Source organism: Pseudoalteromonas sp. TP27 (genome assembly GCF_056470645.1).
Map to the genome: position 1 here is coordinate 194,705 of NZ_JARDAK010000005.1, position 24,058 is coordinate 218,762.

A 24,058-nucleotide genomic window follows, 5' to 3' on the forward strand; every position below is an offset into this window, starting at 1 on the left:
AGGCTCAGTTATATCGCTTACTTATACTACATTGGTGTATTGGCTAAATAATTCTTTAAAGTTGCAGTTAGAACGCTATGTTGCATAGGTGTTCCTTGTTAATGTACTTATGTGTTTTAAGTTGATTCAGCTAAGTATGGTGTAAATAAAAAACCAATAATTACAATGTACCTACAATGAATATTGCTCTGTAAATTTATACATTGTAGCTATATTAGAGAAACCTAAATTTTATTATTTATTAATCTTTAATTTCTACCCATTTGCTTATTAATATACCTGACTTTACTTGTTAGTTATGCTTCGTCTGGTACAATCAGTCAGTTATTCGTGTAAAACGATGAGTGTTGATTAATTCGAGTGGGAACTGGATGAGAATTTTTAAAGCGAAAAGCCCAGCAGGATTTGCTGAAGAATATATAGTTGAGTCCATTTGGAACGGCGATTTCCCTCCAGGTTCAATTTTACCTGCCGAGCGAGAACTTTCAGAGTTAATTGGTGTTACAAGAACAACCTTGAGAGAAGTATTACAGCGTTTAGCACGTGATGGTTGGCTAACAATTCAGCATGGTAAACCTACAAAAGTAAATAACTTTTGGGAAACGTCTGGCTTAAACATTCTTGAAACATTAGCGCGCTTAGATGAAGACAAGATGCCAGAGCTGACAGATCAGCTTTTATCTGCACGTACTAATATTAGTGCTATTTATACACGTGCCGCAATTAAGTTAAACCCAGAGCGCGTAATTGAAATTTTATCAGAAAGCGATGAATTAGAAGATACAGCGCAGGCATTTGCTGATTACGATTATAAAGTTCATCACGAATTAGCTGTTGCTGGTAACAACCGTATTTATGTATTGATCCTTAACGGTTTTAGAGGGTTTTACTTCAAAATTGGCTGTCATTATTTCTCTGATGCTGGTACTCGTGAGTTAGCTCGTCAGTTTTACAAAGATTTAACCGTTCTTGCTCAAAATAGAGAGCATGATGGAGCTATTTCGATGATGCGTAAGTTTGGTCATCAAACCGGCGAAATTTGGCAAAAAATTCGTGATGATATGCCTTCAGATATAATGGATTAAATTTACACAAGAAACCTGCATCTGCAGGTTTTTTTGTGTTTATAAAAATTAAGCACCACAGCATATAAATTTTAAACAATCTATGTATTAAACTCTCTTCCATCTAATTAAAAACTTCCTCTAATCACAGCGCAACTTATACATGAGAATAGATTTATTATTCACGTGTATTAGTAAAAGTTATGAGTGTTCGTTATTTTCGATTACTCACATCGTTAAATACGATTGTTCTTTTGTAGTGAATAACTCTAAACTGCCAATTAATTATATGTACGCGCTATTGGTTTTTAATTTTTAGCGCCCATATAAGTACCAGCATTGCGAAAGCAATTGAAAAAAACTCAAAATATTTGGAGAATAAAATGGGTGTATTAGTAGGCCGCCAGGCACCAGACTTTACCGCTGCAGCTGTTCTTGGTAACGGTGAAATTGTAGATAGCTATAATCTTCATGAAACAATTAAAGGTAAAAAAGCAGTTATCTTCTTTTACCCACTAGATTTCACGTTTGTATGTCCTTCGGAACTAATTGCATTTGATAAGCGTTTTGAAGAGTTTCAAAAGCGTGGCGTAGAAGTAATTGGTGTTTCTATCGATTCACAATTCTCACATAACGCATGGCGTAACACTGCTGTTGCAGACGGCGGTATTGGTAAAGTTCAATACGCACTAGTTGCAGATGTTAAACACGAGATTTGTAAAGCATACGACGTTGAACATCCAGAAGCGGGTGTTGCATTTCGTGGTTCATTCTTAATCGACGAAGAAGGTAACGTACGTCACCAAGTAGTGAATGACTTACCATTAGGTCGTAACATCGACGAAATGCTTCGCATGGTTGACGCGCTAGCGTTCCACACTGAGCACGGTGAAGTATGTCCTGCTGGTTGGACTGAAGGTAAAAAAGGTATGGACGCAAGCCCTGAAGGCGTTGCTAAGTTTTTATCTGAAAACGAAGGCGAGCTATAATTTAGCCCTTAGTTTTAAATAAAAAAAACCGCCAATTGGCGGTTTTTTTATTTGTAGCGTTAGCTCACTTTAAAATAAGCTCGCAAAGTTAAAACGAGAAGCTTACTTTAGTGTACAAGTAGCGGCCTCTAGGGTTGTGTACACCTGATGCATAACCGTATAAATCGCCATCGCCATCACCAATTGCAAATGGTGGCTCTTCATCAAATAAGTTATTAACACCTAAAGATATTTTAGCTGACTCAGTAATACGGTACGACGTTTGTAAGTCAACAAGCGTTTGCGAGTCAATCATACGTGAAGTATTGCTATCAAAGTCTAAATTGCCATCAAAGTCGATATCAGGCGTATCTTCAAACTCTCCTACATAACTGATATTTACATTGGTGTTAAACTCACCAATTTCCCAGTTGGTTGAGAAAATAAAGCGATGCTCTGGGTAGCCATATTCACCCGTGTAATCACGGTCATCTTTTTCAAACTTATCTTGATATGCCCACTCTAGATTGAATTTAAGTAAACCTAAGTCATCAAGAGAGTGGTTATAGTTTGCTGAAACATCAACACCAGATACTTCCTGCGATGATAAGTTTTTAAATGTGCTATGGATTTTATCGATAGTACCAAGACTCGCGCCACCTGTAGGGGCTAAGCGCTCACATATAGTACTATTTTGGTTGTTACATTCAGAATCATAGATTGGGCCAAATTCTTCTTCATCGATTTTGTTATCTTGAGTAATGCTCCAGACATCGATACTCAAGCCAAATTCTGCACTAGGAGCCCAAATAAAACCGACATTCCATGATTCTGACTCTTCAGGCTCTAAGTCAGGGTTACCTGCAAATTCAATATTATAATCAAGTGCCTCGCAATCTAATCCTGTAGCATCACATCGGTAGTTGTCTTTAAAAAACTGACTCTTTTCTGATGGACCAAGGCCAACTTGTGCTAAAGAAGGCGCTCTAAAACCTTGCGCCCAAGAACCACGAACTGTGATCTCATCGTTTGGCGCCCAACGCAGAGCTACTTTTGGATTTGTTGTTGTACCAAAATCGCTGTAATCATCATAACGACCTGCTAATTGCAGTTCAAGGTTGTCAGCGAGTGGAATTGAAAACTCGATATAGGCGGCGTATTGTTCGCGATCTGCAGACGCTGATACAGCTTCAGTACCAAATATTAAGCCACGTTGAAATTGATCATCAGGGATATCATTTACATCTTCTTCACGGTACTCAATACCGGCGGCCATCATTACAGCTTCGCCACCAAAACTAAACGCTTCACCAGTAATATTAGCATCAAAAGAGGTCATATGAGACTCACCGCGACGTACTAAGCTGGTTGTGATTCGGTCAATTACAGCAGGATCGTTATAAGTGCCGCCAAATGGATTATAGTTGCCAGCATCAATTTCTTGTTGTAGAAAGTCGGTGCGTACCCAGCCTTGTGTGCGATCTCCAGTTTGTAGCGATTTACTACGCCCTTTTTGTACCGCAGTTTCCCAGCTCCAATCGTTTATTTCGCCTTTTAAGCCCGCTACAAAACGCAGCGTATCGGATTCAATATCCCATTGACGGGCCCCAGCATCCACAGTCCTAAAATAATTAATCCCTACGTCTTGACCAAAAGGATTATTAGGATGGTTTGCCGGGACAGTTAAACCTGCGGCTTTATCTAATGGCGTTGGCGCGCCCATGGCAACCGAGCTATTATGTTGCACTGCCATTTCTAAAAATGCGGTAATGTCATTATCAAAATTATACTCAAACTGCGAAATAGCCCCAATGCGTTCAGATGCTGGTGAAATATAGCCATAAGGACCATAATCAAAAACACAGCTATTACTGCTACTTACGCGATCTGCTGGACAGTTTGGATCGGCCATTTGAACGCCATTAACATCGAATGATCCTGGAAAACCACGTGATGAGCGGAAATCTTCACCGCCATATGGCGCTTGGTTAGCAGTGCCAAGGCTGCCCATTTCATCAGAAGAAAGAGATGTGTTTTTAAAGTAATCGATAATAACAGATGCACTACTTTTTTCGCTTGTAGTACCCCAAACTAGGCTTGCTGTTGTTTCTTCATAATTTGGACCATCAGTACCGCCATAGCCTAAATTAATTTCAACACCATCAATATCTTTCTTTAAGATAACGTTAACTACACCCGCTACTGCATCTGAGCCATAGATAGCTGAAGCGCCATCTTTTAGTATATCGATACGCTCAATAGCAGAAACAGGAATACTGTTAATATCGACAAACGAGTTGGTGATACCTTCAGCAAAGGCACTAATTGATACACGGCGACCATTGATCAGTACCAGTGTTGCATCAGCTCCTAAGCCACGTAAGCTTACTGCTGCTGAACCGTTAGCGGTTGAATCTTGGTTGTTACCACGAGTAGAAAAAGTACCGCTGCCTGCTACTGGCATTCTTTCTAGAAGTTGCTGTAAATTATCGTAACCCATGTTTTCGATTTCAGCCCTACCGATTGATTGTACCGGAGAAGGCCCTTCAATATCAGTTCGCTTAATACGAGAACCAGTAACCTGAATTCGCTCTACTTTATTAGCTTCTTCAGCGGCGTATGTTGTTGTTGTAAAACCTGCTGATAATGCGAGTGTTGCGCCCACAATAATACTCGGTGTAAATGCAGTTAATTGCTTCATCCTTAAGTCCTTGTTGATATGTTATTAAATTATTTGCTTAATAAGCGCGGATATTAATATCATGTAACTTAAGTGTTAGCAATTGGCTTAACTTGTGATTTAAGTATTAGTTTTAATGCTTTTTTGTGGGTTTTATGACCTTATTTACACTTTATTTTTTAGGTAAAACTAAGCGTGAATAGGGCATAGGGTTAATAATTGTTATATAGCTAGATGAAGCCATGTGTGGAATAGCTAATGATTAAAATAATTTGTAATAATTTATTTCTATAAATTAAAACTTATGTTTGTTTTTCTGCTTTTAATTTATTCAATTATGTAATACCAATTCGCAATAATACTTAATCAATTTGAGGAGTTAAAGTTGATGCTAAAGGTATTGAATTTTTCTGATTTACGACTGCATAGATACAGGAGGTGGGGTAATGCAGGAGTAATTGCTGATAATGGCTAAGTAATACCAACCTGCATAAATCTTTGATCAATTTAACGAATTAAATTGCACTATAACGTCGTTAAAAATTTTTTATTTACGACTGCATGGATGCAGGAGGTAGAGCAATGCAGGGAGCAATTGCCGAGAACAACTAGATACAAAAATTTTTGCCTAGTTCTAGCGTAATTTTCTTAACGTTAAATAGACCCCATATATAAGCAGATTGGTATAACAAGTTTTTGTCTTGTTATCGACACCATTTTCTATCTCATAATAGATTACTTAATTAAGCGAATTGGTATTTTTTGAGTTTTATATAGGTGAAATTAAAAACGCCTAATAAATTAGGCGTTTTTAATTATGCTTTATGCTTCATTAAGCGTTCTTTTTCACGCGACCAGTCTTTATCTTTACCGTCTTCGCGTTTGTCGTGTAGCTTTTTACCCTTTGCTAGATGAAACTCAAGTTTTACCCAGCAGTTTTTCCAGTACATCGCTGTAGCTATTAAAGAATAGCCATCGCGCTCTGTAGCACCGAATAAACGGTCAAGTTCGCGTCTGCTTAATAGCAATTTACGATAACGTAGCGGGTCGCAAATTACATGGGTCGACGCACTAATAAGTGGCTGAATTTGACTGCCAAGTAAAAATGCTTCGCCATTTTTAAGATGAATATAAGTTTCTGTGATATTTACTTTACCAGCTCGGATACTTTTAACTTCCCAGCCTTGTAGTTCAACACCCGCTTCAAACTTATCGTGTAAAAAATACTCATGTCGCGCTTTTTTGTTTAGCGCGATGGTATTACTTGTCGATTTTGATGAATTTTTCTTAGCCATAGTGCCCTATAATATACGTAATGTGAGATGTTTTACATCGATTTTTTTAATAATGCTTTTAAAAATTTAGCTTTAATTTAAGCAGCATGAAAATTTGGGGAAACGCGCAAAGCTTGCTAAAATTCGCTCACACAGTTGGGAGTGAGTATGCCACAAATAGAAAAAAGTGCGCTGGTTATGTACAGCACTAAAGAGATGTTTGATCTAGTTAATGATGTAGAAGCTTATTCACAGTTTTTACCAAATTGCTCAGACTCAAAAATTGTTTCACAGCACGATAATAACATGACCGCGAGTTTAGAAATATCTAAGGCGGGTATAAAAAAGTGGTTTACCACCGAAAACACCTTTGTTGATGAACAAACCGTGTTACTGCGCCTTGTTGATGGTCCGTTTAAGACGTTAAAAGGGCGCTGGCATTTTCAAGCGCTTGATACTAAAGCGTGTAAAGTACAGTTAGAGTTAGAGTTTGAATTTTCGAGTAAATTAGTAGAGCTCGCTTTTGGTAAGATTTTTAATGATGTAGCCAAAAATATGGTGAGTGCATTTACTCAGCGTGCAAAGCAGGTTTATGGAGCGCGGGTATGATTAATGTTGAGGTAGTATTTGCATTACCGACCACGGCCACGTGTTTATCAATTGAAGTGCCACAAGGGACTACAGTAGAGCAAGCTGTTATTCAGTCTGGCATTATTGAAAAATGCCCTGAAATAGATGCTACATCGCTAACGTTAGGTGTCTGGAATCGAACTGTAAAAGCTAACTATGAGCTAAAAGATGGTGACCGTATAGAAATATACCGCCCATTAATTGCAGACCCTAAAGATGCGCGCAGAAAGCGTGCTGAAAAAGCAAAAGATGAAGGTAGGGCAAATAAAATAACCGGTGGACGTCCAATAGAGCGGTAATTATTTATACCAATCTGTTTATATATGGGGTCTATTTAACGTTAAGAAAATTACGCTAGAACTAGGCAAAAATTTTTGTATCTAGTTGTTCTAAATAAAAAATTTTTAACGACGTTATAGTGCAATTTAATTCGTTAAATTGATCAAAGATTTATGCAGGTTGGTATTACTTATAGATACTAAAAAGGTGAGCATTGCTCACCTTTTTATGAATACCAAATAGCGTATTATTGCTCTAGAGGAGTGTTAAAGTTTTCAGGTTGGTCATAATCACCTGAGATTGAAACTAACTTTTCATTTTCAAAGTTAATTACTAACTCTTTATTTTGTTCGTTTTTACGGCCTTTATTGAAGCTGTAAATATAACGCCAAGTATTATTATCAAAGGCGTCCTCGGCAATAGGTCTACCTAATACATAAACAACTTGCTCTCGGGTCATGTTTACACGAAGTTTTTCAACATCAGATTGCTCTAAAAAGTTGCCTTGTGGGATGTTAATTCGATATACCCAGCTAGAGCAACCTGCTGCTGAGCTAAGTGTTAAAGCGACGATAAGCCAAAGAGAAAAAGTTTTTAACGACTGCATTGTTAGTTGTGATCCTTATTTTTTATAATCTGCATGATACCGATTAGTCACTGAAGGTAAAACCCTTTTAAGCAATTGTTTTGTGTTAAGGGCGTTAAGGTAATGATTTGACCACTAATAATGAAAAAAGTTTACAACACATCGAAACGAATATTTTAAAAACTGAGTCCATTTGGTTTTTATATATAGTTGAAACGCGATTAGGCCATTGGTACACAGGGATCACGACTAATGTTGAAAAACGCTTTGCAACTCATCAAGCTGGTAAAGGGGCTAAAAACCTTAGAGGAAAAGGGCCTCTTTTACTTATCCATCAACAACAAGTAGGTAATAAAAGTGAAGCAAGTAAGCTTGAGTATCAATTAAAAAAGCTCCCTAGAGCTAAAAAGGAAGCGTACGTTTTAGCGTTTAATAGCGGCGATAGTGAAAACGCTTAGCTTGTTGAAATTAAGTATATTGGTTGTGAGCAAAAACTATCTTTGAATATAGTTTTTGCTCATAGCAGACGTGCAGTACTATAGCTACTTAGCGGTGTTTTTCAAAGGTAGCTACAAGTGCATCAAGTGTTTGTGCGCTGTTTGCTAAGTCTCGAATAGCTTGCTCTGTATTGATTTGTTCGCTCATTGCTTTATCGCTAATTTCGCTAATCTGCTCAATATTACGACTTACATCGGCAACCACATTACTTTGCTGCTCAGTTGCAGTCGCTATGAGCGTAGCCATATCATTTATCTCATTGGCTGTTTCGGTTATCGTATCGAGTAATTCTACTGAGTTCTGCATAGCACCAACGCTTTGCTGTGCTTTATCTTTCGATTGACCAATATCGTTAACTACATCGTCAGATATTCTTGTAAGTTCTTCAATCATAGATTGGATTTCGGTAGTTGATTGCGATGTACGGTTTGCCAGTGCACGTACTTCATCAGCAACAACAGCAAAACCGCGTCCGTGTTCACCTGCGCGAGCAGATTCAATAGCCGCATTTAAAGCAAGTAGATTAGTTTGATCCGATATACCTCTAATTGAGTCAACAATACTTGCTATATCTACAGTTTTTTTAGAAAGTAAAGTAACTTGCTCTGTAATGCCATCAATATCGCTGGCAAGGGCTGAGATAGTTGCTTGGCTTTGTAATACTTGGTTGTGGCTCTGAATTGTATTTTCGCGGCTGCTATCGGTTAACTTAGCTGTATTTGCAGCACTTTGCGCTATTTCTTGCACTGTCGCGCCCATTTCATTTATGGCGGCTGCGACAGAGATTGTTTGCTCTTTTTGGTGATCTATTGCTTGAGAGTTTCGTTTGGCTTGTTCAAATACATGATCAGAGCTTTGACGTATATCGTGGCTTTCGCTGGCAACCTGAGTAATGGCTGTTTCTATTTTATTAATAAACTGATTAAAGCCATTACTTAGGTTGTTAAGCTCTGGTTGGTTTGATTCTGGTAAGCGATACGCTAAGTTTGCATCGCCAGAGCCTAGGCGTGAAAATAACTCAGCCATTTTAGAAAGTGGAGATGAAAGTGAGCGAGCAAGTAAATAACTGATTAAACTCGCAACCAATGCTGTAATTACCGTAAAAGTAAATATTTGCCATTGCAGGGTATTTACACTTGCGAAAACTTCACTTTTTGGCACTTGAGCTACAACATATAAATCGGTATTTTTGATTGGCGTAGCAGCGATAAGAGTGGGTTCGCCATTTAAGCTGATTTCTTCTAGCGCAAAGCCATTACTATTAAATAGTTGGCTGTGGATATTTGTAGTATATAAATCATCAATATTTGCTTTAGCTACTTTACTTGCATCTTTATGAAGCTGAATCAATCCACTTTTATCTGCAATGAATACAAAGCCTGTTTGCTCAATTTTAAATTGCTGTAATAGCTTTTGCATATCAGTGATGCTTTTTGCAAGGCCTGCTAAACCAGTACCATTAGCCTGCTGATGATTTATAAACATTTTTACATCATTGGCTGATTCTTGATAAATACTTATAGAGTAAGGTTGCTTTGATTGCTTAAAAGCAAAAAACCAGCCATCGGCTGCATCGTTTTTTAACACACGCAAAAAACCATGCTGATTCCAATACTGTGCAGTGTCTCTATTTGCCCAAGATGCGGTGGCTAAATCGTATTGCTGGGCAACGCGATTTAACTCTTTTAATAGTAAGGTATCGTCTTGGTTGTTTGATTGAGCCCATTGTAAAATAAATTCATTCGATGATAGTTGCTGAGCAGCACCGAGTAACTCGTTGATTTCACCGCCTATGTGATTGCTGATTGTTTGCAGTTTACTAGGGAGCTCTGACTCAATCATACGTTGCTCAATTATATCTTCTGAGCTGTATAAAGAGGTCAAGCCAATAAGCGCGGCTACACATATAGCAATAGCACTGCCTAAAGCTGTGATTTTTTGAGTAATAGAAAGGTTTTGTATCGTCATGATATTAATTAATTTTACAACTGAGTAGAGGACTATATTAGCACATTATTTATTTTGATCTAAATATTGCCTATAAAGAGATGGATAGAAGGTAGCGTTGGATGATTAAAGTTTTATGAATGAGTATAAAAAAGCCCACATGTAAAACATATGGGCTTGGTTTCTAACAAGCGAAACATTTATTGCTTAGGGTTAAACAATTTTTTTCATTGCTGACATGTAGCCACGTAATTTAGCACCTACTTTTTCAACTGGGTGTTCGCGCAGTGCGGCATTGATTTGAATTAATGTTTGGTTATCAACTTGGTTACTGTGCTCGCCAAGGCCTTTACCAATAATGTCGGTATCAACGTTTTTCATAAAATCAGCTAATAGTGGTAAACATGCATGGTTATATAAGTAACAGCCATATTCTGCAGTATCAGAGATAGTACGGTTCATTTCGAAAAGCTTTTTACGCGCAATAGTATTGGCGATTAATGGCGTTTCATGTAATGACTCATAGTAAGCTGATTCTTCAATAATACCTGCCGCAGTCATGGTTTCAAATGCAAGTTCAACACCTGCTTTAACCATGGCTACCATTAAAATACCGTTATCAAAAAATTCTTGTTCTGAGATTTCTACATCGCCAGCAGGGGTTTTTTCAAAGTTAGTTTCTGCTGTTTCTGCGCGCCATTTAAGTAAGTTTACGTCATCGTTATTCCAGTCTTCCATCATAGTGCGCGAGAAGGTCCCGTCGATGATGTCATCTTGATGCTTGTTATAAAGTGGGCGCATAATTAATTTAAGTTCTTCACTTAGTTCAAACGCTTTTACTTTTGCAGGGTTTGAAAGGCGGTCAAGCATGTTAGTAACGCCACCGTACTTAAGTGCTTCGGTAATTACTTCCCAGCCGTATTGAATTAGTTTTGATGCATAACCAGCATCAATGCCTTTTTCTACCATTTTATCAAAACATAAAATAGAGCCTGTTTGTAACATGCCACATAAAATGGTTTGCTCGCCCATTAAATCAGACTTAACTTCAGCAATAAATGATGATTTAAGTACACCTGCGCGATGTCCGCCTGTTCCAGCTGCATAGGCTTTTGCTTGTGCTAAACCAAGACCTTGAGGATCATTTTCTGGATGTACTGCAATTAATGTTGGTACACCAAAGCCACGTTTGTATTCTTCACGTACTTCAGAACCAGGACATTTAGGCGCAACCATGATTACGGTAATATCTTCACGTACTTGCATGCCTTCTTCAACAATATTAAAACCGTGAGAGTAGGCAAGTGTAGAGTCTTTTTTCATAAGTGGCATGATTGCACTTACTACTGCAGTATGTTGCTTATCTGGTGTTAGGTTTAATACTACGTCGGCTGTAGGAATTAATTCTTCGTATGTGCCTACTGTAAAACCGTTTTCAGATGCATTTAAAAATGATTGGCGACGCTCAGAAATAGCTGATGCGCGTAATGTATAAGAAACATCTAAACCAGAATCACGTAAATTTAAGCCTTGGTTTAAACCTTGTGCGCCACAACCTACAATAACCAGCTTTTTACCTTTAAGTGCATCAACGCCATCAGCAAATTCGCCTGCGTCCATAAATTCACATTGCGCTAATTGCGCTAATTGTTCGCGTAAAGGTAAGGTATTGAAATAATTCGCCATTGTTAGTGTCCTATAAAGTCATGTTTGTTAGATGCGCAATGTTTATTGCGCTTACAAACACCATATGTAAAATCGTTGCTTGCGTAAAATGATATATTTGAATTAAAGTGTTTCATAATATGAAATACAGGATTAGGTATGGATCATAAACATTTAAACTACTTTTTAGCGTTGGCTAAAACACTCCACTTTGGGCGTGCAAGTGAGCTTTGCCATATAAGTGCACCGACTTTAAGCCGCAATATAAAGTATTTAGAGGAGGAAGTAGGTGTCGCATTATTTATACGTGATAACCGCAGTGTTAAATTAACGCGAGAAGGTGAGTCGTTTATTGATTACGCGACAGCAACGCTTGCTAATTGGCAGCGCTTTAAAGCGAATGTAAAAGATCCACAGCAACATATTTACGGAAAAGTAAGTATTTATTGCTCGGTTACTGCATCCTATAGTTTTTTACATCAAATATTAGAGCAACTTCGTGCGCAGCATCAGTATATAGAAATAACATTAAATACAGGAGATCCTGCACTTGCTATAAACCGCGTGTTAGATGGACACGAATTAATGGCTATTGCAGCTAAGCCAAGTAAATTACCGACGCAAATTGCTTTTGTTGATATTGGTCACTCTCCGCTATTATTAATTGGCCCAAAAATTCAATGTCCGATCACACAAAAGCTAACACAAAATGGTGATGATATTAATTGGTCTGATTTGGAATTTATTGTGCCAGAGCAAGGCTTTTCTCGCCAAAGATTAGAACACTGGTGGCGTAAAAATAATATTCACGGAAAAATTTACGCCCAAGTTGCTGGGCACGAAGCAATGGTCTCTATGGTGAGCTTAGGATTAGGTGTCGCAATGGTCCCTAAAATAGTGTTAGATAACAGCCCTCTGCAAGATAAAGTACAAATACTAACACCAAAAATGCAAGCGCCTGATGGGTTTGATATTGGTTTGGCAGTATTAAGGAAAGAGTTAAATGACCCTGCAATCAGTGCGTTGTGGAATATTGCGCAAACTTTAGAGGCAAAAGCGATTTAATATGCACAGAAAACAAGCAAGTTAGTTAAATGGTATGAATATAGGTTGCGTATAAGTTTACTATTACTTAACATTGAGCGCTAATAATAAAAACAATGACGCTTGAGAGTTTATTTATGAACCACGCAGTATCACTTGCTCATTCTGCCCAATGCCTAAAAAAGGCGATTCCTTTGATGGTAAAGTACCGTATGCCGGTAACCCCTATCAACTATGCAATTTGGTACTGTTACATTCAAGGAAGCAACCCTTCACTAAATGCTGAATTAGACCATGTTATTGCTGAGCAAAAAACATGCTCACAAGACAAAGCAAAAGAGATTTTTGACAAATTTTTAACGCAAGACGATCTCGCTTTTTTTCAAGAAATAACTGAAAAATTTCATACAACTATGGAACAAGTTCAGCAGGATATAAGTACAACGCTTGATCACTCTAAAAGTTTTACAACAAGCTTAGTTGACTCACAAAACGAGTTGAATATGCTTGTTGATGTAAGCTCTTACAATGAGATACTAGGTTGTGTTGAGCGTTTAACTGACGATTCTATTGCAATGCAAGATTATGCTCGAGAATTTCAAACTAAGTTAGCCATTGCTTACAATGAAATAAAAGATTTAAAAGAAGCACTAAATATTTCAAAAGAAGTTGCCGATACCGATACACTTACTGGTTTTTATAACCGAGGTAAGTTTGATCTAGATATTGTAAATTTTTGCTTTGAATACTCAGAGCAAGCACAAGAAGATTCTCTTGCTGTTCTTATTATGTTTGATATTGATCACTTTAAGCGCTTTAACGATGACTTTGGTCATCAAAAGGGTGATGAAGTACTTAGATTAGTTGCCAAAAAAGTAAGAGAGAATACAACTGAAGCTGAAAATGTATATAGATATGGCGGCGAAGAGTTTTGCATAACAGCCTATTTTGACACTATTAACGATATAATAGCGTTTGCAGATTGTATTCGTTTAGCTATTGCAAAATTGGCGATTCGTAAAAAGCATGATGTGACTGCAAAGCGTGCTATTTCAGCAAGTTTTGGTTTAGCAATTTTACGCCCGTTTACTAATAGCTCTGTTTTAGTTGAACGTGCAGATAGAGCCTTATACATTGCCAAAACACATGGACGAAACCGTATAGAAATAGCACCTGATATTTAACAAGTATTAGATGCTTGATCTCGATTAAAGCCGCCTAATTTAGAGTAATAATATCAACATCGTTAACCTAGTCGGCTACAAAGGTAATAAAGTAGGTTTGTAACGTGTTAGCACCTTGTAGCCTCTATTTAGATAATGGCCTTTCGTCGTTGTGTCTGATTTTAAAAGTACCTTAAAGTACAGTTTCGGAAAGATAAATAACCTGCGGAAACATAAAGATTAACATTTTCGTATACAAATTGTGAATAATTGTAACCAGCTAGAGCTAGTTTAAAAAGACCTTGCTAGTATGGGGAACTCACTTATTTTATTACTTTGATGTACGCTGATGCGCTATTCTCTCTCATTATTAACTGCTCTATGTTTTAGCACTTTGTTTGCTTGCTTTTCGCTGCATGCAACGCAAACTAGTGAACATACTGACGATTATACAGAGCAAGATATAGCAACCGATCGCCTACATTTGAGTTTAAGTATAGGGGCTGGAGTTATAACTAACCCTTTGCATGGTGGAGATAATATTCCGCTCGTGCTTATTCCTCAAGTTGCGTTTTATGCAGAACAATGGTTTTTTGATAATGGTCGCCTTGGCTATTCATTTATACAATCCCCAAAACATCACTTTAACCTAGTTAGTGAACTTAACTCTGAGTCTCGCTTTTTTATAGATTGGCATCCTAAAAATGTATTTACACTACAAAGTAGTGCACTCAACAATCAGTTTGTTATGCAAGATGAAGCCTCGTCCTCTCGCTATGTTGATATTGATGATTTGCACAAACGGCACATTGCACTGGATGCGGGTATTGCATATCACTATGTAAATGAAGGCCATGTTTTTTCGGTTCAGGCCCTACATGATATAACCGATGTTTATCGAGGTGCACGCGCAGCATTGCAGTGGCAGTATCACACTGTGCTTGGAAAGCTCAAAATAAAGCCAACACTTGGGATAAACTATAAATCAGCGGAACTAAATAGCTATTTTTATGGACTTAAAGAGGATGAGACCCAGTTTGGTAAAATAGACGTTGGTAGTAGTTGGCAACCTTATGCTAAAATCGACGCCCGTTGGCCACTGAGTAAGGCTGACTCTATTCGTTTTCATGTAGCATATTACGACTATTCGGCTATGGATGGCAGTCCGCTTTTTGAACGTACTTATTCAATGACTGCATTTATAGGATTCGACCGTACTTTTTAATATGAAGTATTCAATATTAGTTGTGTTTATGGCCACTTTTTTTAGTGGCTTTAGTAAGGCACAACCCCCTGTTTTTAATGTTTCTCCAAAAGTCTGCGTCGTTTCAGAACAGCAGGATTTTTGCGATCTTGATTTACAGTTTAAATGGCAATTAAACGCCTATAGTGATGTCTGTTTGTATCAGCAAGAACAACTGCTTCAATGCTGGCAGCAGCAACTTTCAGGGCAATTTAATTATAAAGCGCGTGTTCAGGTGGAGACCATATACTCCTTAATCAATCCTCATACGGGTGTGTTAATAGCAAAAACACAGGTTGAAGTACAAAGCGCCCATGCTAAAAAAAATAGGCGTAGGCTTCGCTCTCCGTGGAGCTTTTTTTAATTTAGGAGCAACTAATGCCAAAAATTTTACTTGTTGAAGATGATCTCGGTTTACAACAACTAACAAAAGATTACCTTGAACATAATGGCCTTGAAGTCGCAGTGTTAGACCGCGGTGATGAAGTGTTTAATTACCTAGAAAACAATACACCCGATTTAATGATTTTAGACGTTATGCTGCCTGGTAAAGATGGCTTTAGCGTTTGCCGCCAAGTGAGAGATAAATTTACTCTGCCAATTTTAATGTTAACAGCTAAAGGTGAAGACTTTGACCAAGTACTTGGTTTAGAGCTTGGCGCTGATGACTACGTAATAAAACCAGCAGAGCCACGTGTATTATTAGCGCGAATTAATGCATTACTTCGTCGTGGGCAACCAATCGTAAAATCTAGTGAAGAACTTCAGTTTGGTGATTTAGTTATTGATAAAACAAGTCGCATTGTAAAGCTAAGTGATTCAGAGATTGTATTAACATCACACGAGTTTGAGCTACTATGGTTATTAGCATCAAATGCGGGCGAAGTACTAAGTAGAGAGCATGTGCACCAACATATGATTGGCCGTCAATACGATGGACTTGATAGAACTGTTGACGTACGCGTATCACGAATTCGTAAAAAATTAGGCGATAACAGCGATAAGCCGTATCGTATAAAAACTGTATGGGGACAAGGCTATTTATTTGTTTCTGATGCGTGGGATCTTTAGAACTATTTAAGGTTAGTCGGCTTTAATGGGAAAACTGTTTACCAGCTTATACTTATACATCATCGTTTCTTTGTTTGTAGTAAGTGGTGTTATAGAGCAGTTGTGGCCTTATGAAGAGTCGCAACAGCAAGTTCTCTTAGACGATGAGTTTGGGCAATCACTCTGGTTGCTCTCACAAACCCCCAATGGTCTTAAAAAGCTAAAACATAACTTTGAAAGTAAAGTGATTGATAGACGCGATTTAATACTCCCTCAAAAACAACAATCGCAGCTCGATAAAAACCACTACTTATACTTATATGATAAGCAACAACGCATTGTTTGGTATGTAGATATTAGTAATGACTCGTTACTTCAAGTAGGGCCGGTTGGTGTGTTAACGCAGCAATCATCTTCTGTTTGGCCCTATTTATTACTCCTTATTGTTGTAGGTATACCAGTTGGGCTATGGAGCTTTTTACTGTGGCGCGATTTTGCAAAGCTTCGTAAAGCATGTGAAGCGGTAGAGGGTTTACAAGATTTTCAGTTAAATGATTCTTCTAAGTCTTTCTTTTTACCTATCACCGATACATTAAAGGTAATGCAGCAACGTATTGAGTTTTTACTTAGTGCGCAGCAAGAGCTTACTTCATCGGTATCGCATGAATTTAGAACGCCACTAGCACGTTTAAAGTTTGCAATTGTCATGCTACAAGAACAAATACTTGATGAAAAAGGCGAAAAATACCTAACAAACATGCAAACAGACATTAGTGAGCTTGAGTCACTAGTTTCTGAAATGCTTGAATACGCGCGATTAGACTCTCAACAACCCAGCCTACAGCCAATAAATTGTGATCTAGTTGGGTTGGTAAAAACAACCGTTGAAAAGCTAAATTTTGAGGCGCGAACAACGCTCTCTACACATCTTCCTGATCATTTAAACTATTATTGCGATAGCCATTTTATGGCGCGAGTATTTCAAAATTTAATTGGGAATGCGCTCAAGTATACACATCAACAGGTTAAAATTTCCCTGAAACAAGAGACAAATCACATCGTATTGATTGTTGAAGATGATGGTGAAGGTGTTGACCCGGCTGAGCGAGAAAATGTATTTAAACCTTTTACTCGCCTAGATAAAAGCAGGGGCAAAGGTAGCGGTGGTTTTGGTTTGGGTCTCGCTATAGTTGCTAAAATTGTGTTGTGGCATCAGGGTAAGTGCATAGTTGAAAGCTCAAGTTTAGGCGGAGCAAAATTTGTTGTATGTTTACCTCTCACATTAAAGATATAAAAAAAGCGCCTAAAGGCGCTTTTTTTGCGGTTAAAAACCAAAATCAACAAGTAGCAATATAATAGACCGCGTACCTTCAAAAAAGTTCTCAACTATTTTGTTTTTTTTCAAGTAATGGCATTAGCATTTGTTCAAGGCCATTTAGTTTTACTTCGTACATCATCGCAAGTTGGCTACCTAGCTTTGAATCTGGAAACCCTTGCTTGTTAAACCACACCAAATAAGGTTCTGGCAGAAGCAATAACGGGCGTCCTGCATATTTCCCAAACGGCATTATGGTATTAATAGCTATTTTTAGTTGTTTTGGATCCATAAAAACTACTTATGTATTTAAAGTATGTGTAAGTGTAAGGGATTTTAGAGATATAAAATAGGCTGTGACAGGCAAGAAACAGCCTATTTTGCGAGGGAGTAGGCCCTCTAATTTAATGATTTTATGTTAATTAATATAAACCTAGTTGAACATCAATTAGCTGGGATCTAATTAAGTTATTATTAGAACATGGGTTCTTATTTAACCAACATCGCTAGTCTACCTGTTTTTTATTGCTATGGAGAATTGGCTTGTAAAGGAATGTAAATAGAATTGCTTTTTATTTAAAAGCTAATAACAAAGCCTTAATTTTTTAAGGCTTTGTTATTTATGAACGTCATAAAAAGAGGTTATTCGTTGAACAGTTCTTGTTTAACATGCTCTGCAAAACCACTACCGGCCTCTAGGTAGAAGTTATAAGTAGAGTGAACACCCATTTCTTCTAGTTCTTTTTGCTGATCAGGGTAGTTTGCAATAGCTGTTACTTGGCCTTTATAACCAGAGGCTTGTAGCTGCTCTAGAGCAAAGATATTTTGCATATGCTTTGGCATTGCAAGCATAACCATTTCTACTTGTGAGTGATTTACTCGTTGCCAAAAGTCAGGGTCGGTTGCATCAGCAATTAATACGTTGCGCCCTCTGTTAACGTGTTTGTCCACCACCTCAGGTTTTATATCTATACCTGCAACAACATTTGGGTGAGTCGCGTTGATAGTCTCATAAGCACCGGTACCAATACGGCCCATACCAAAAATGACTATTTTAGTATCGTTAAGGTTAACGGGTAGCTCCTCAGCTAAACGTGTTTTACTTTCGAATTTTAATAGCCAGTGCTCTATTTTTACGTATAACTCGTTTGAACGCTTATTAAGTGGCGAAGCAATTACAAAAGTAATAGAAACGGCAATTGCCATTACAGCGAGCCACTCAGAGGTGATCATGCCAGTAGTTGCTGCCACTGCACATACAATTAATCCAAACTCACTGTAGTTAGATAAACTAAAAGCGGTAAGTAACGATGTACGCGCGCGTAGTTTAAATACGTTAGTGAACACATAATAAAGCGCTATTTTAATAGGTAAAACTAAAACAAGTATAATGGCAACAATTAGTGAGTTAGTAGTTAGCTCTGCGCTTAAACCAATACTTAAGAAGAAACCGACTAACAATATGTCTTTTAAATTAAGCAGAGATTTTGATAGCTCGCCTGCTTTTTTGTGAGGGGCAAACATCATTCCTATTATTAGTGCACCTAAATCGCCTTTTAGGCCTGCAAATTCAAATGCATGATACCCAGCGACCAGAGCAAAGAAAAAACCAAATAATGGTAATAGTTCGCCATGTTTTGAGCGATTTAATACGCCATACATTACTGGGCGCAACAAAGGTAGGGCAATTATTAATGCAATTGCCCATACATTTGGGACTTTGCCGGTACTAATAGCTAAAAAGATAACGGCAAAGATATCTTGCATTACTAATATACCAATGGCTATTTTGCCGTGTAGGCTTGCCATTTCTCCGCGCTCTTCAAGTACTTTTACTGCAAATACAGTGCTTGAAAAACTAAGTGCAAATCCAACCAATAAAGCACTTTGCCAACTTAAATCAACAAACAGTGGAATGGCGAAAACACCAAGCAGCAACATAAAGCCACTAAATAATGCACTACTAAAAATAATATGTAGAGTTGCAGGCGCCCACACTTGAGGTTTAATTAAGCTGTTTACCTTTAGCTTTAAACCAATACTAAAAAGAAGAAGGGTAACACCAAGAGCTGCAATTGTTTCGAGCAATTCGGTGCTTTTATAACCCGATAAATTTAAAGCAAAACCTGCTAGTAAAAAGCCAATAAGAGGAGGTAGTTTTAATTGATAAACAGCAAAACCACAAACAAACGCGGCGGCAAAATAGATTAGTTCCATAATTCTTAATATCACTTCATTTGGGATTGCAGTGTAACGAAAAATTTATACCATTGAAAATAAAAATAGACCTAAAAATGAACGCGCCTAATCAATTACTTGCCCAACCACGTATAAAAAATGCACATTAAACACGTATTTAATCGTAAATAGTATGTAAATAACATTTTTTCACTGACAACCGCTTTTAAATATGGTTAAGATGCAATAACGAAGAAGTTTAAGCCGGAGCAAATAATAGAGTCGCTCAGCTTAAGGAGAAATATATGTTTAAAAAGATTTTAGCGTCGGTAGGTATTGGTGCTGCAAAAGTAGACACTATTTTAGAAACTGAACACCTACAGCCTGGTCAGCTTTTTAACGCACAAATAGTCATTACCGCAGGTGATGTTAGCCAAGAGATTGCAGGGCTAGACTTATTATTAATGACCCGTGTAAAAGTGGCGGGTGATGATGGCGATTATTTTACTAATCATGTGATTGACCAATGGCGAATTACTGATATTGGTACAATTGAGCCTGGTGAAGTTAAAAATATTCCTTTTGAAGCACGCCTTCATTCTGAAACACCTATTACAGAAATCAATGCAGGTTATAATCAATCACATGTATGGCTAGAAACAGGCTTAGACATAGACTTAGCACTCGACCCAACAGATAAAGACCATTTACACATTTACCCTAATGAAGCCGTTAAAACATGTATGCAGGCAATGGAAAGATTGGGTTTTAGTTTGATGAAAGCGGATGTAGAAAAAGGTCACTTACGCGCATCTACTTTTCAGTCGTTATCTGGTTGTTATCAAGAACTTGAATATAAGCCAAATAGTCGTAGCTTATTTGGTATTCAAGAGATTGAATTATCATTTGTACCAGAGGCACATAAAACCCATGTACTAATAGAACTTGATAGAGCCTTTAGAGGCGATGGTTATGTAGATTTAACCATAGAGCATGACCATGTAAATTTATCGCAGTTGTGTGATCAGCTAGAGCGCTTATTTACTTAATATAAACTAACAAGTGAATAATTTTATTAAACCCGGCCTAGGCTGGGTTTATTGTTTATAGGATTTAATAATATGCAATTTGAATGTGAGCAATTTGACTCTCTCGACTCCCTGACTCTTTTTACTATTATGCGCGGACGTGTTGATGTGTTTGTTGTAGAGCAGGCGTGTCCTTACCCTGAGCTTGATGATGTAGATATTGCTTTAAATACAAGGCATTTATATACATTGGATAATGGACAACTACAAACTTACGCGCGATGCTATGAAAAAAGTGCACAATACAGCGCGATAGGGCGCGTGCTTGTAAGTGAAGATGCGCGTGGTAAGGGGTATGCAGGCTTACTTGTAACCGAAGCTATAAATTGTTGTAAGAGGCACTGGCCTGAGCGTGATATTTATATTGGCGCTCAAACTTACTTACTTGAGTTTTATCGCTCTTTTGGTTTTGAAGATTATGGAAATGAATACTTAGAAGACGGTATTGCCCATCAAGATATGATTTTAAAAGTGTTATAAATCAGTACAAATATAAAAAGCTCACAAATGTGAGCTTTTATATTTTAAGCTTAGCTTAGCAAAGAGTGTAAAAACACCATACCAATAGCAAGTGGACACACAAACTTAGTGTACCAAGGCCATATTTTCCAAAACAATGTGTTATGGACCTCAGGATTACCTTCTTTAATTGCTTTAAGTAATGAGCCTCTGTACCAAATCCAGCCTACAAATATACAACACATCAGGCCAAGTAAAGGTTGAGCTACTTTTGTAGTGAGAGTGATTACTAAGCCAAATAAGCTGCTAAGGTTACACACAATTGTAATGCTAACGACAGCGATTAGCGCCCCAATTAACCACGTTGCTTGAACACGTTTCATCCCAAATCGCTCTACGGTGTATGATACTGGCGCCTCTAACATTGAGATAGATGATGTCAAAGCGGCAATACTCATTAACGCAAAAAATGAAAAGCCTACAAATAAACCTACGTCGCCCATACCATCAAATAAAGCAGGGAGTACTTGAAACACTAATGTGTCTTCAGAGAGTAGTTTACCCGTTGTGGCAGAGAAAATTTCAACGCCTTGAGCTTGTGCTACATACATGGCCGGAATAATCAGTAAACCCGCTACAAAAGCTATAAATACATCAATAAGGGTTACATAAGCACCTAAAGAAACAAGGTTTTCTTTTTTGCTAATGTACGAGCCGTAAATAATCATTACGCTAGTACCTAGCGATAAAGAGAAGAAAGCTTGTCCTAGTGCGCTAACTAATAGTTTTGCGTCAAAAATAGATGAAAAATCAGGAACCAAATAGGCTTTTAAACCTTCCATAGCACCATCTTGCGTCATTACATAAGCAATAAGTGCAAATAAAATTCCTAAAAGAGCGGGCATTAATCGTTTAGACCATTTTTCAATCCCGTTTTCTACGCCTCTACTGATAATTGCGACAGTTAGTACGATAAAGACGAGAGTGAATATAACATTTCGAGTAAGTGATTGCTCACTTAGCCATGTCGATGCTGTGTTGGCGCCGACTAAAGTGGCTATGGGCTCAGCTGTAGCACTAAGCATCCAACCTGCAACAATGGCGTAAAAGCTGAGTATAAAGCCAGCACATAAAATACCGCCAAAACCAACAATAAAGGCAAAATGTTTTTGCCATGGCTTATTAGATATTTTTTGAAGTGATGAAACCGCATTTGCTTGGCCATGACGGCCAATCATCAGCTCAGCCATTAAAGCGGGGTAGGCTAAAAAGAACGCAAGCACTAAATATGCGACTAAAAATGCAGCACCGCCATTACTGGCTGTTTGTGTAGGGAATCCCCAAATGTTGCCCAAACCAACGGCAGAACCCGCGGCGGCCATAATAAAACCAAAGCGAGAGCTGAACTCGCCTCTAACTGCGCTCATATTATTGTACTTCTCTATTGTGTGACGGCGCTGACAATCTACTGGAAATGTAAATAAATAAAAAGTGCTTATTTGCTGATACTGCACAATTTAATAAGTAGAGTGTATGTAATATCTATCTGTTTTGATTATTGTTATCGAGACGTTTAAAATAACGAGTTGATTTTGTTTAATAATTGTTAATTACAGTCTGTAAGAATTGCTTTACGGGTTGTGGTGCTGAGCAATAATAAGAGTAAAGCACGCCCCGCCTAATTGATTACTTTTAGTCACTTTAACACTACCGTGATGCCAGTCGGCTACTTTAGCTACAATAGCTAAACCAAGCCCATAACTTTTATCGGCTCTGTTTCGGTGATCTTCTTCTCTAAAAAATGGGCTAAATACGTTACTAAAGTTTTCCCGCGCGATACCTGGGCCGTCATCTTCTACCGTTATTATAAGCTGCTGCTCATGTAACTTTGCGCTTAAGTATATATATTGATTAGCAAAGTCACAGGCATTAGTTAATAAATTAGTAATTGCACGCGCAAGCCAGTGAAGGTCTGCATTTATTATTTCATCAGGGCTATTGAGTTGTACGCTAAGCATTTGCATTTCAAGCTTAGGGGCAAGCTGTATCAAAATATCTTCTAAATAGAGTTTAATATTTGTTGAAGAATAAGTGAGCTTGTTGGCGTTTTGCTCAAGTGTGGCAAATGCTAAATAACTACTAAGCATCGATTCCATATGATCTAAATCATTTTCCATACGCATTAAATACTGTTTTATTTTTTGCTCATCGTGGCTATCTAATGCGGCATCTAAACCAAAACGTAGACACGCAATAGGGGTGCGTATGTCATGAGATAAACTTGAAGCCATTAGTTTGTTTTCAGCGACAAGTTTCTCTATTTGGCTGGCCATGCGGTTAAAGGTGAGCTCTACGTCTTTAATGTAAGTAAAATGCGATACTTTTATTCGGGCTTGAACATTACCTGAGGCAAACTTTTTAGCGGCTTCGTTTAACACAGTTAATCGTTTTGCTAAGGGCGCAATAATAAACCCCATAAAGACACATAAGCCTGCGTAAAATAGCAGGGTAAGTACAATGTCATTATGCTGCTCGATATCAACTATTTTGTCTAAACGCATTGATAAATGAAAAGGGTTTAAAACGGCGCTGCTATAAAGCATATAAAAGCCCTGCTGATCTTCTAAAATCAGTCCACCCGGTGTATGCATTTGTAATAATAAAGATGGTGGTAAAGCAAGTGACTCATTTGGCTTGTAATCAATTAAAATATCAAACTCTAGCGCCAGTTGTTTTACGTAATCGCTGCGCTCAGATGTGGGTATATTAGCTAACTGCTTGCTAAAACCCGTGATCATTTTACTTTGCTGACTAAATTCATCCTGTGGGGTATGCGCCTGCTGACTAAAGGCATCAATAAGCCAGCCTAATACCACAATAGATAAAAGCGCACTGCCAAGAAGCGATATATAAAACTTTTTCATTTA

Annotated in this window: 22 protein-coding genes; 13 read left to right on the forward strand and 9 right to left on the reverse strand. The window is 37.9% G+C overall.

Going from position 1 to position 24,058, the window contains the following annotated elements:
• Nucleotides 1–371 precede the first annotated feature (371 nt).
• Together fadR and PX700_RS08660 are read left to right on the forward strand one after the other, a co-directional pair.
• Nucleotides 372–1,085 carry a fatty acid metabolism transcriptional regulator FadR gene (gene fadR / locus PX700_RS08655; RefSeq protein ID WP_058548462.1) on the forward strand — a complete coding sequence of 238 codons (714 nt, stop codon included), beginning with the start codon at nt 372–374 and terminating at the stop codon, nt 1,083–1,085.
• 362 nt (nt 1,086–1,447) lie between these two features.
• Nucleotides 1,448–2,053, forward strand: a complete 606-nt coding sequence (locus tag PX700_RS08660; protein WP_007378637.1) for a peroxiredoxin — start codon at nt 1,448–1,450, stop codon at nt 2,051–2,053.
• An 88-nt stretch (nt 2,054–2,141) separates the two neighbouring features.
• On the opposite strand, the gene PX700_RS08665 is transcribed toward PX700_RS08660, so the two are convergent.
• Both PX700_RS08665 and smpB read right to left on the reverse strand, forming a co-directional pair.
• Entirely contained in the window at nt 2,142–4,733 is a 2,592-nt protein-coding gene (locus tag PX700_RS08665) for a TonB-dependent receptor (RefSeq protein ID WP_479520491.1), read from the reverse strand.
• A 794-nt stretch (nt 4,734–5,527) separates the two neighbouring features.
• Entirely contained in the window at nt 5,528–6,007 is a 480-nt protein-coding gene (smpB, locus tag PX700_RS08670) for an SsrA-binding protein SmpB (RefSeq protein WP_007584119.1), read from the reverse strand.
• 147 nt (nt 6,008–6,154) lie between these two features.
• Here smpB and PX700_RS08675 point away from each other — a divergent pair, with 147 nt between their 5' ends.
• Together PX700_RS08675 and PX700_RS08680 are read left to right on the forward strand one after the other, a co-directional pair.
• Nucleotides 6,155–6,595 (forward strand): type II toxin-antitoxin system RatA family toxin, encoded by a 441-nt coding sequence (locus PX700_RS08675; protein ID WP_479520492.1) that lies wholly within the window; start codon nt 6,155–6,157, stop codon nt 6,593–6,595.
• Nucleotides 6,592–6,915, forward strand: coding sequence for an RnfH family protein (locus PX700_RS08680; protein WP_010553881.1), 324 nt, complete (start codon nt 6,592–6,594; stop codon nt 6,913–6,915). The genes PX700_RS08675 and PX700_RS08680 overlap by 4 nt, the downstream gene beginning before the upstream one ends.
• 227 nt (nt 6,916–7,142) lie before the next feature.
• On the opposite strand, the gene PX700_RS08685 is transcribed toward PX700_RS08680, so the two are convergent.
• Entirely contained in the window at nt 7,143–7,502 is a 360-nt protein-coding gene (locus PX700_RS08685; protein ID WP_479520493.1) for an outer membrane protein assembly factor BamE, read from the reverse strand.
• Nucleotides 7,503–7,609: 107 nt separating this feature from the next.
• On the opposite strand from PX700_RS08685, the gene PX700_RS08690 reads away from it, so the two are divergent.
• The gene (locus tag PX700_RS08690; protein ID WP_479520494.1) at nt 7,610–7,939 is read left to right on the forward strand and encodes a GIY-YIG nuclease family protein; all 330 of its coding nucleotides are present in this window, start codon (nt 7,610–7,612) and stop codon (nt 7,937–7,939) included.
• Between the two features lie 88 nt (nt 7,940–8,027).
• On the opposite strand, the gene PX700_RS08695 is transcribed toward PX700_RS08690, so the two are convergent.
• Both PX700_RS08695 and ilvC read right to left on the reverse strand, forming a co-directional pair.
• Nucleotides 8,028–9,947: a methyl-accepting chemotaxis protein gene (locus PX700_RS08695; RefSeq protein WP_479520495.1), complete on the reverse strand. Its 1,920-nt coding sequence runs from the start codon at nt 9,945–9,947 to the stop codon at nt 8,028–8,030.
• Nucleotides 9,948–10,139: 192 nt separating this feature from the next.
• On the reverse strand, nt 10,140–11,612 hold the full coding sequence (ilvC, locus tag PX700_RS08700; protein ID WP_166421249.1) for a ketol-acid reductoisomerase: 1,473 nt from the start codon (nt 11,610–11,612) through the stop codon (nt 10,140–10,142).
• 138 nt (nt 11,613–11,750) lie between these two features.
• Here ilvC and ilvY point away from each other — a divergent pair, with 138 nt between their 5' ends.
• The 6 genes from ilvY to PX700_RS08730 all read left to right on the forward strand — a co-directional run bounded on the left by ilvY (nt 11,751) and on the right by PX700_RS08730 (nt 17,385).
• Nucleotides 11,751–12,656 carry an HTH-type transcriptional activator IlvY gene (gene ilvY / locus PX700_RS08705; RefSeq protein WP_415638169.1) on the forward strand — a complete coding sequence of 302 codons (906 nt, stop codon included), beginning with the start codon at nt 11,751–11,753 and terminating at the stop codon, nt 12,654–12,656.
• 116 nt (nt 12,657–12,772) lie between these two features.
• Complete coding sequence (locus PX700_RS08710) at nt 12,773–13,819, forward strand: GGDEF domain-containing protein (RefSeq protein WP_479520496.1); 1,047 nt, start codon at nt 12,773–12,775, stop codon at nt 13,817–13,819.
• Between the two features lie 328 nt (nt 13,820–14,147).
• Nucleotides 14,148–15,023 carry a MipA/OmpV family protein gene (locus PX700_RS08715; RefSeq protein WP_479520497.1) on the forward strand — a complete coding sequence of 292 codons (876 nt, stop codon included), beginning with the start codon at nt 14,148–14,150 and terminating at the stop codon, nt 15,021–15,023.
• 1 nt (nt 15,024) lies between these two features.
• Nucleotides 15,025–15,405 (forward strand): DUF3019 domain-containing protein, encoded by a 381-nt coding sequence (locus PX700_RS08720; RefSeq protein WP_479520498.1) that lies wholly within the window; start codon nt 15,025–15,027, stop codon nt 15,403–15,405.
• 14 nt (nt 15,406–15,419) lie between these two features.
• Nucleotides 15,420–16,112 carry a response regulator gene (locus tag PX700_RS08725; RefSeq protein ID WP_415638172.1) on the forward strand — a complete coding sequence of 231 codons (693 nt, stop codon included), beginning with the start codon at nt 15,420–15,422 and terminating at the stop codon, nt 16,110–16,112.
• A gap of 25 nt (nt 16,113–16,137) precedes the next feature.
• On the forward strand, nt 16,138–17,385 hold the full coding sequence (locus tag PX700_RS08730) for an ATP-binding protein (protein ID WP_479520499.1): 1,248 nt from the start codon (nt 16,138–16,140) through the stop codon (nt 17,383–17,385).
• 88 nt (nt 17,386–17,473) lie between these two features.
• Here PX700_RS08730 and PX700_RS08735 read toward each other — a convergent pair whose 3' ends face one another.
• Both PX700_RS08735 and PX700_RS08740 read right to left on the reverse strand, forming a co-directional pair.
• Nucleotides 17,474–17,698 carry a DUF3820 family protein gene (locus tag PX700_RS08735; RefSeq protein WP_479520500.1) on the reverse strand — a complete coding sequence of 75 codons (225 nt, stop codon included), beginning with the start codon at nt 17,696–17,698 and terminating at the stop codon, nt 17,474–17,476.
• Nucleotides 17,699–18,048: 350 nt separating this feature from the next.
• Complete coding sequence (locus PX700_RS08740) at nt 18,049–19,623, reverse strand: cation:proton antiporter domain-containing protein (RefSeq protein WP_479520501.1); 1,575 nt, start codon at nt 19,621–19,623, stop codon at nt 18,049–18,051.
• 266 nt (nt 19,624–19,889) lie between these two features.
• Between PX700_RS08740 and PX700_RS08745 the strand changes: the two genes are divergently transcribed.
• Both PX700_RS08745 and PX700_RS08750 read left to right on the forward strand, forming a co-directional pair.
• The gene (locus PX700_RS08745) at nt 19,890–20,633 is read left to right on the forward strand and encodes a sporulation protein (RefSeq protein WP_479520502.1); all 744 of its coding nucleotides are present in this window, start codon (nt 19,890–19,892) and stop codon (nt 20,631–20,633) included.
• Nucleotides 20,634–20,705: 72 nt separating this feature from the next.
• Nucleotides 20,706–21,152, forward strand: a complete 447-nt coding sequence (locus PX700_RS08750) for a GNAT family N-acetyltransferase (RefSeq protein ID WP_479520503.1) — start codon at nt 20,706–20,708, stop codon at nt 21,150–21,152.
• Between the two features lie 50 nt (nt 21,153–21,202).
• On the opposite strand, the gene PX700_RS08755 is transcribed toward PX700_RS08750, so the two are convergent.
• Both PX700_RS08755 and PX700_RS08760 read right to left on the reverse strand, forming a co-directional pair.
• Nucleotides 21,203–22,558: a sodium-dependent transporter gene (locus PX700_RS08755; protein WP_479520504.1), complete on the reverse strand. Its 1,356-nt coding sequence runs from the start codon at nt 22,556–22,558 to the stop codon at nt 21,203–21,205.
• Between the two features lie 204 nt (nt 22,559–22,762).
• Nucleotides 22,763–24,055 carry a sensor histidine kinase gene (locus tag PX700_RS08760; protein WP_415638179.1) on the reverse strand — a complete coding sequence of 431 codons (1,293 nt, stop codon included), beginning with the start codon at nt 24,053–24,055 and terminating at the stop codon, nt 22,763–22,765.
• Nucleotides 24,056–24,058 lie beyond the last annotated feature (3 nt).

Excerpts from the sequence above, each read along its gene's own strand:
- PX700_RS08660 (WP_007378637.1), top strand. The coding sequence starts at position 1,448 with ATGGGTGTATTAGTAGGCCGCCAGGCACCAGACTTTACCGCTGCAGCT.
- smpB (WP_007584119.1), bottom strand. The coding sequence starts at position 6,007 with ATGGCTAAGAAAAATTCATCAAAATCGACAAGTAATACCATCGCGCTA.
- PX700_RS08695 (WP_479520495.1), bottom strand. The coding sequence starts at position 9,947 with ATGACGATACAAAACCTTTCTATTACTCAAAAAATCACAGCTTTAGGC.
- fadR (WP_058548462.1), top strand. The coding sequence starts at position 372 with ATGAGAATTTTTAAAGCGAAAAGCCCAGCAGGATTTGCTGAAGAATAT.
- PX700_RS08685 (WP_479520493.1), bottom strand. The coding sequence starts at position 7,502 with ATGCAGTCGTTAAAAACTTTTTCTCTTTGGCTTATCGTCGCTTTAACA.
- PX700_RS08755 (WP_479520504.1), bottom strand. The coding sequence starts at position 22,558 with ATGAGCGCAGTTAGAGGCGAGTTCAGCTCTCGCTTTGGTTTTATTATG.
- PX700_RS08720 (WP_479520498.1), top strand. The coding sequence starts at position 15,025 with ATGAAGTATTCAATATTAGTTGTGTTTATGGCCACTTTTTTTAGTGGC.
- PX700_RS08760 (WP_415638179.1), bottom strand. The coding sequence starts at position 24,055 with ATGAAAAAGTTTTATATATCGCTTCTTGGCAGTGCGCTTTTATCTATT.
- PX700_RS08725 (WP_415638172.1), top strand. The coding sequence starts at position 15,420 with ATGCCAAAAATTTTACTTGTTGAAGATGATCTCGGTTTACAACAACTA.
- PX700_RS08745 (WP_479520502.1), top strand. The coding sequence starts at position 19,890 with ATGTTTAAAAAGATTTTAGCGTCGGTAGGTATTGGTGCTGCAAAAGTA.
- ilvY (WP_415638169.1), top strand. The coding sequence starts at position 11,751 with ATGGATCATAAACATTTAAACTACTTTTTAGCGTTGGCTAAAACACTC.
- PX700_RS08710 (WP_479520496.1), top strand. The coding sequence starts at position 12,773 with ATGAACCACGCAGTATCACTTGCTCATTCTGCCCAATGCCTAAAAAAG.
- PX700_RS08680 (WP_010553881.1), top strand. The coding sequence starts at position 6,592 with ATGATTAATGTTGAGGTAGTATTTGCATTACCGACCACGGCCACGTGT.
- PX700_RS08740 (WP_479520501.1), bottom strand. The coding sequence starts at position 19,623 with ATGGAACTAATCTATTTTGCCGCCGCGTTTGTTTGTGGTTTTGCTGTT.
- ilvC (WP_166421249.1), bottom strand. The coding sequence starts at position 11,612 with ATGGCGAATTATTTCAATACCTTACCTTTACGCGAACAATTAGCGCAA.
- PX700_RS08730 (WP_479520499.1), top strand. The coding sequence starts at position 16,138 with ATGGGAAAACTGTTTACCAGCTTATACTTATACATCATCGTTTCTTTG.
- PX700_RS08735 (WP_479520500.1), bottom strand. The coding sequence starts at position 17,698 with ATGGATCCAAAACAACTAAAAATAGCTATTAATACCATAATGCCGTTT.
- PX700_RS08750 (WP_479520503.1), top strand. The coding sequence starts at position 20,706 with ATGCAATTTGAATGTGAGCAATTTGACTCTCTCGACTCCCTGACTCTT.
- PX700_RS08665 (WP_479520491.1), bottom strand. The coding sequence starts at position 4,733 with ATGAAGCAATTAACTGCATTTACACCGAGTATTATTGTGGGCGCAACA.
- PX700_RS08675 (WP_479520492.1), top strand. The coding sequence starts at position 6,155 with ATGCCACAAATAGAAAAAAGTGCGCTGGTTATGTACAGCACTAAAGAG.
- PX700_RS08715 (WP_479520497.1), top strand. The coding sequence starts at position 14,148 with ATGCGCTATTCTCTCTCATTATTAACTGCTCTATGTTTTAGCACTTTG.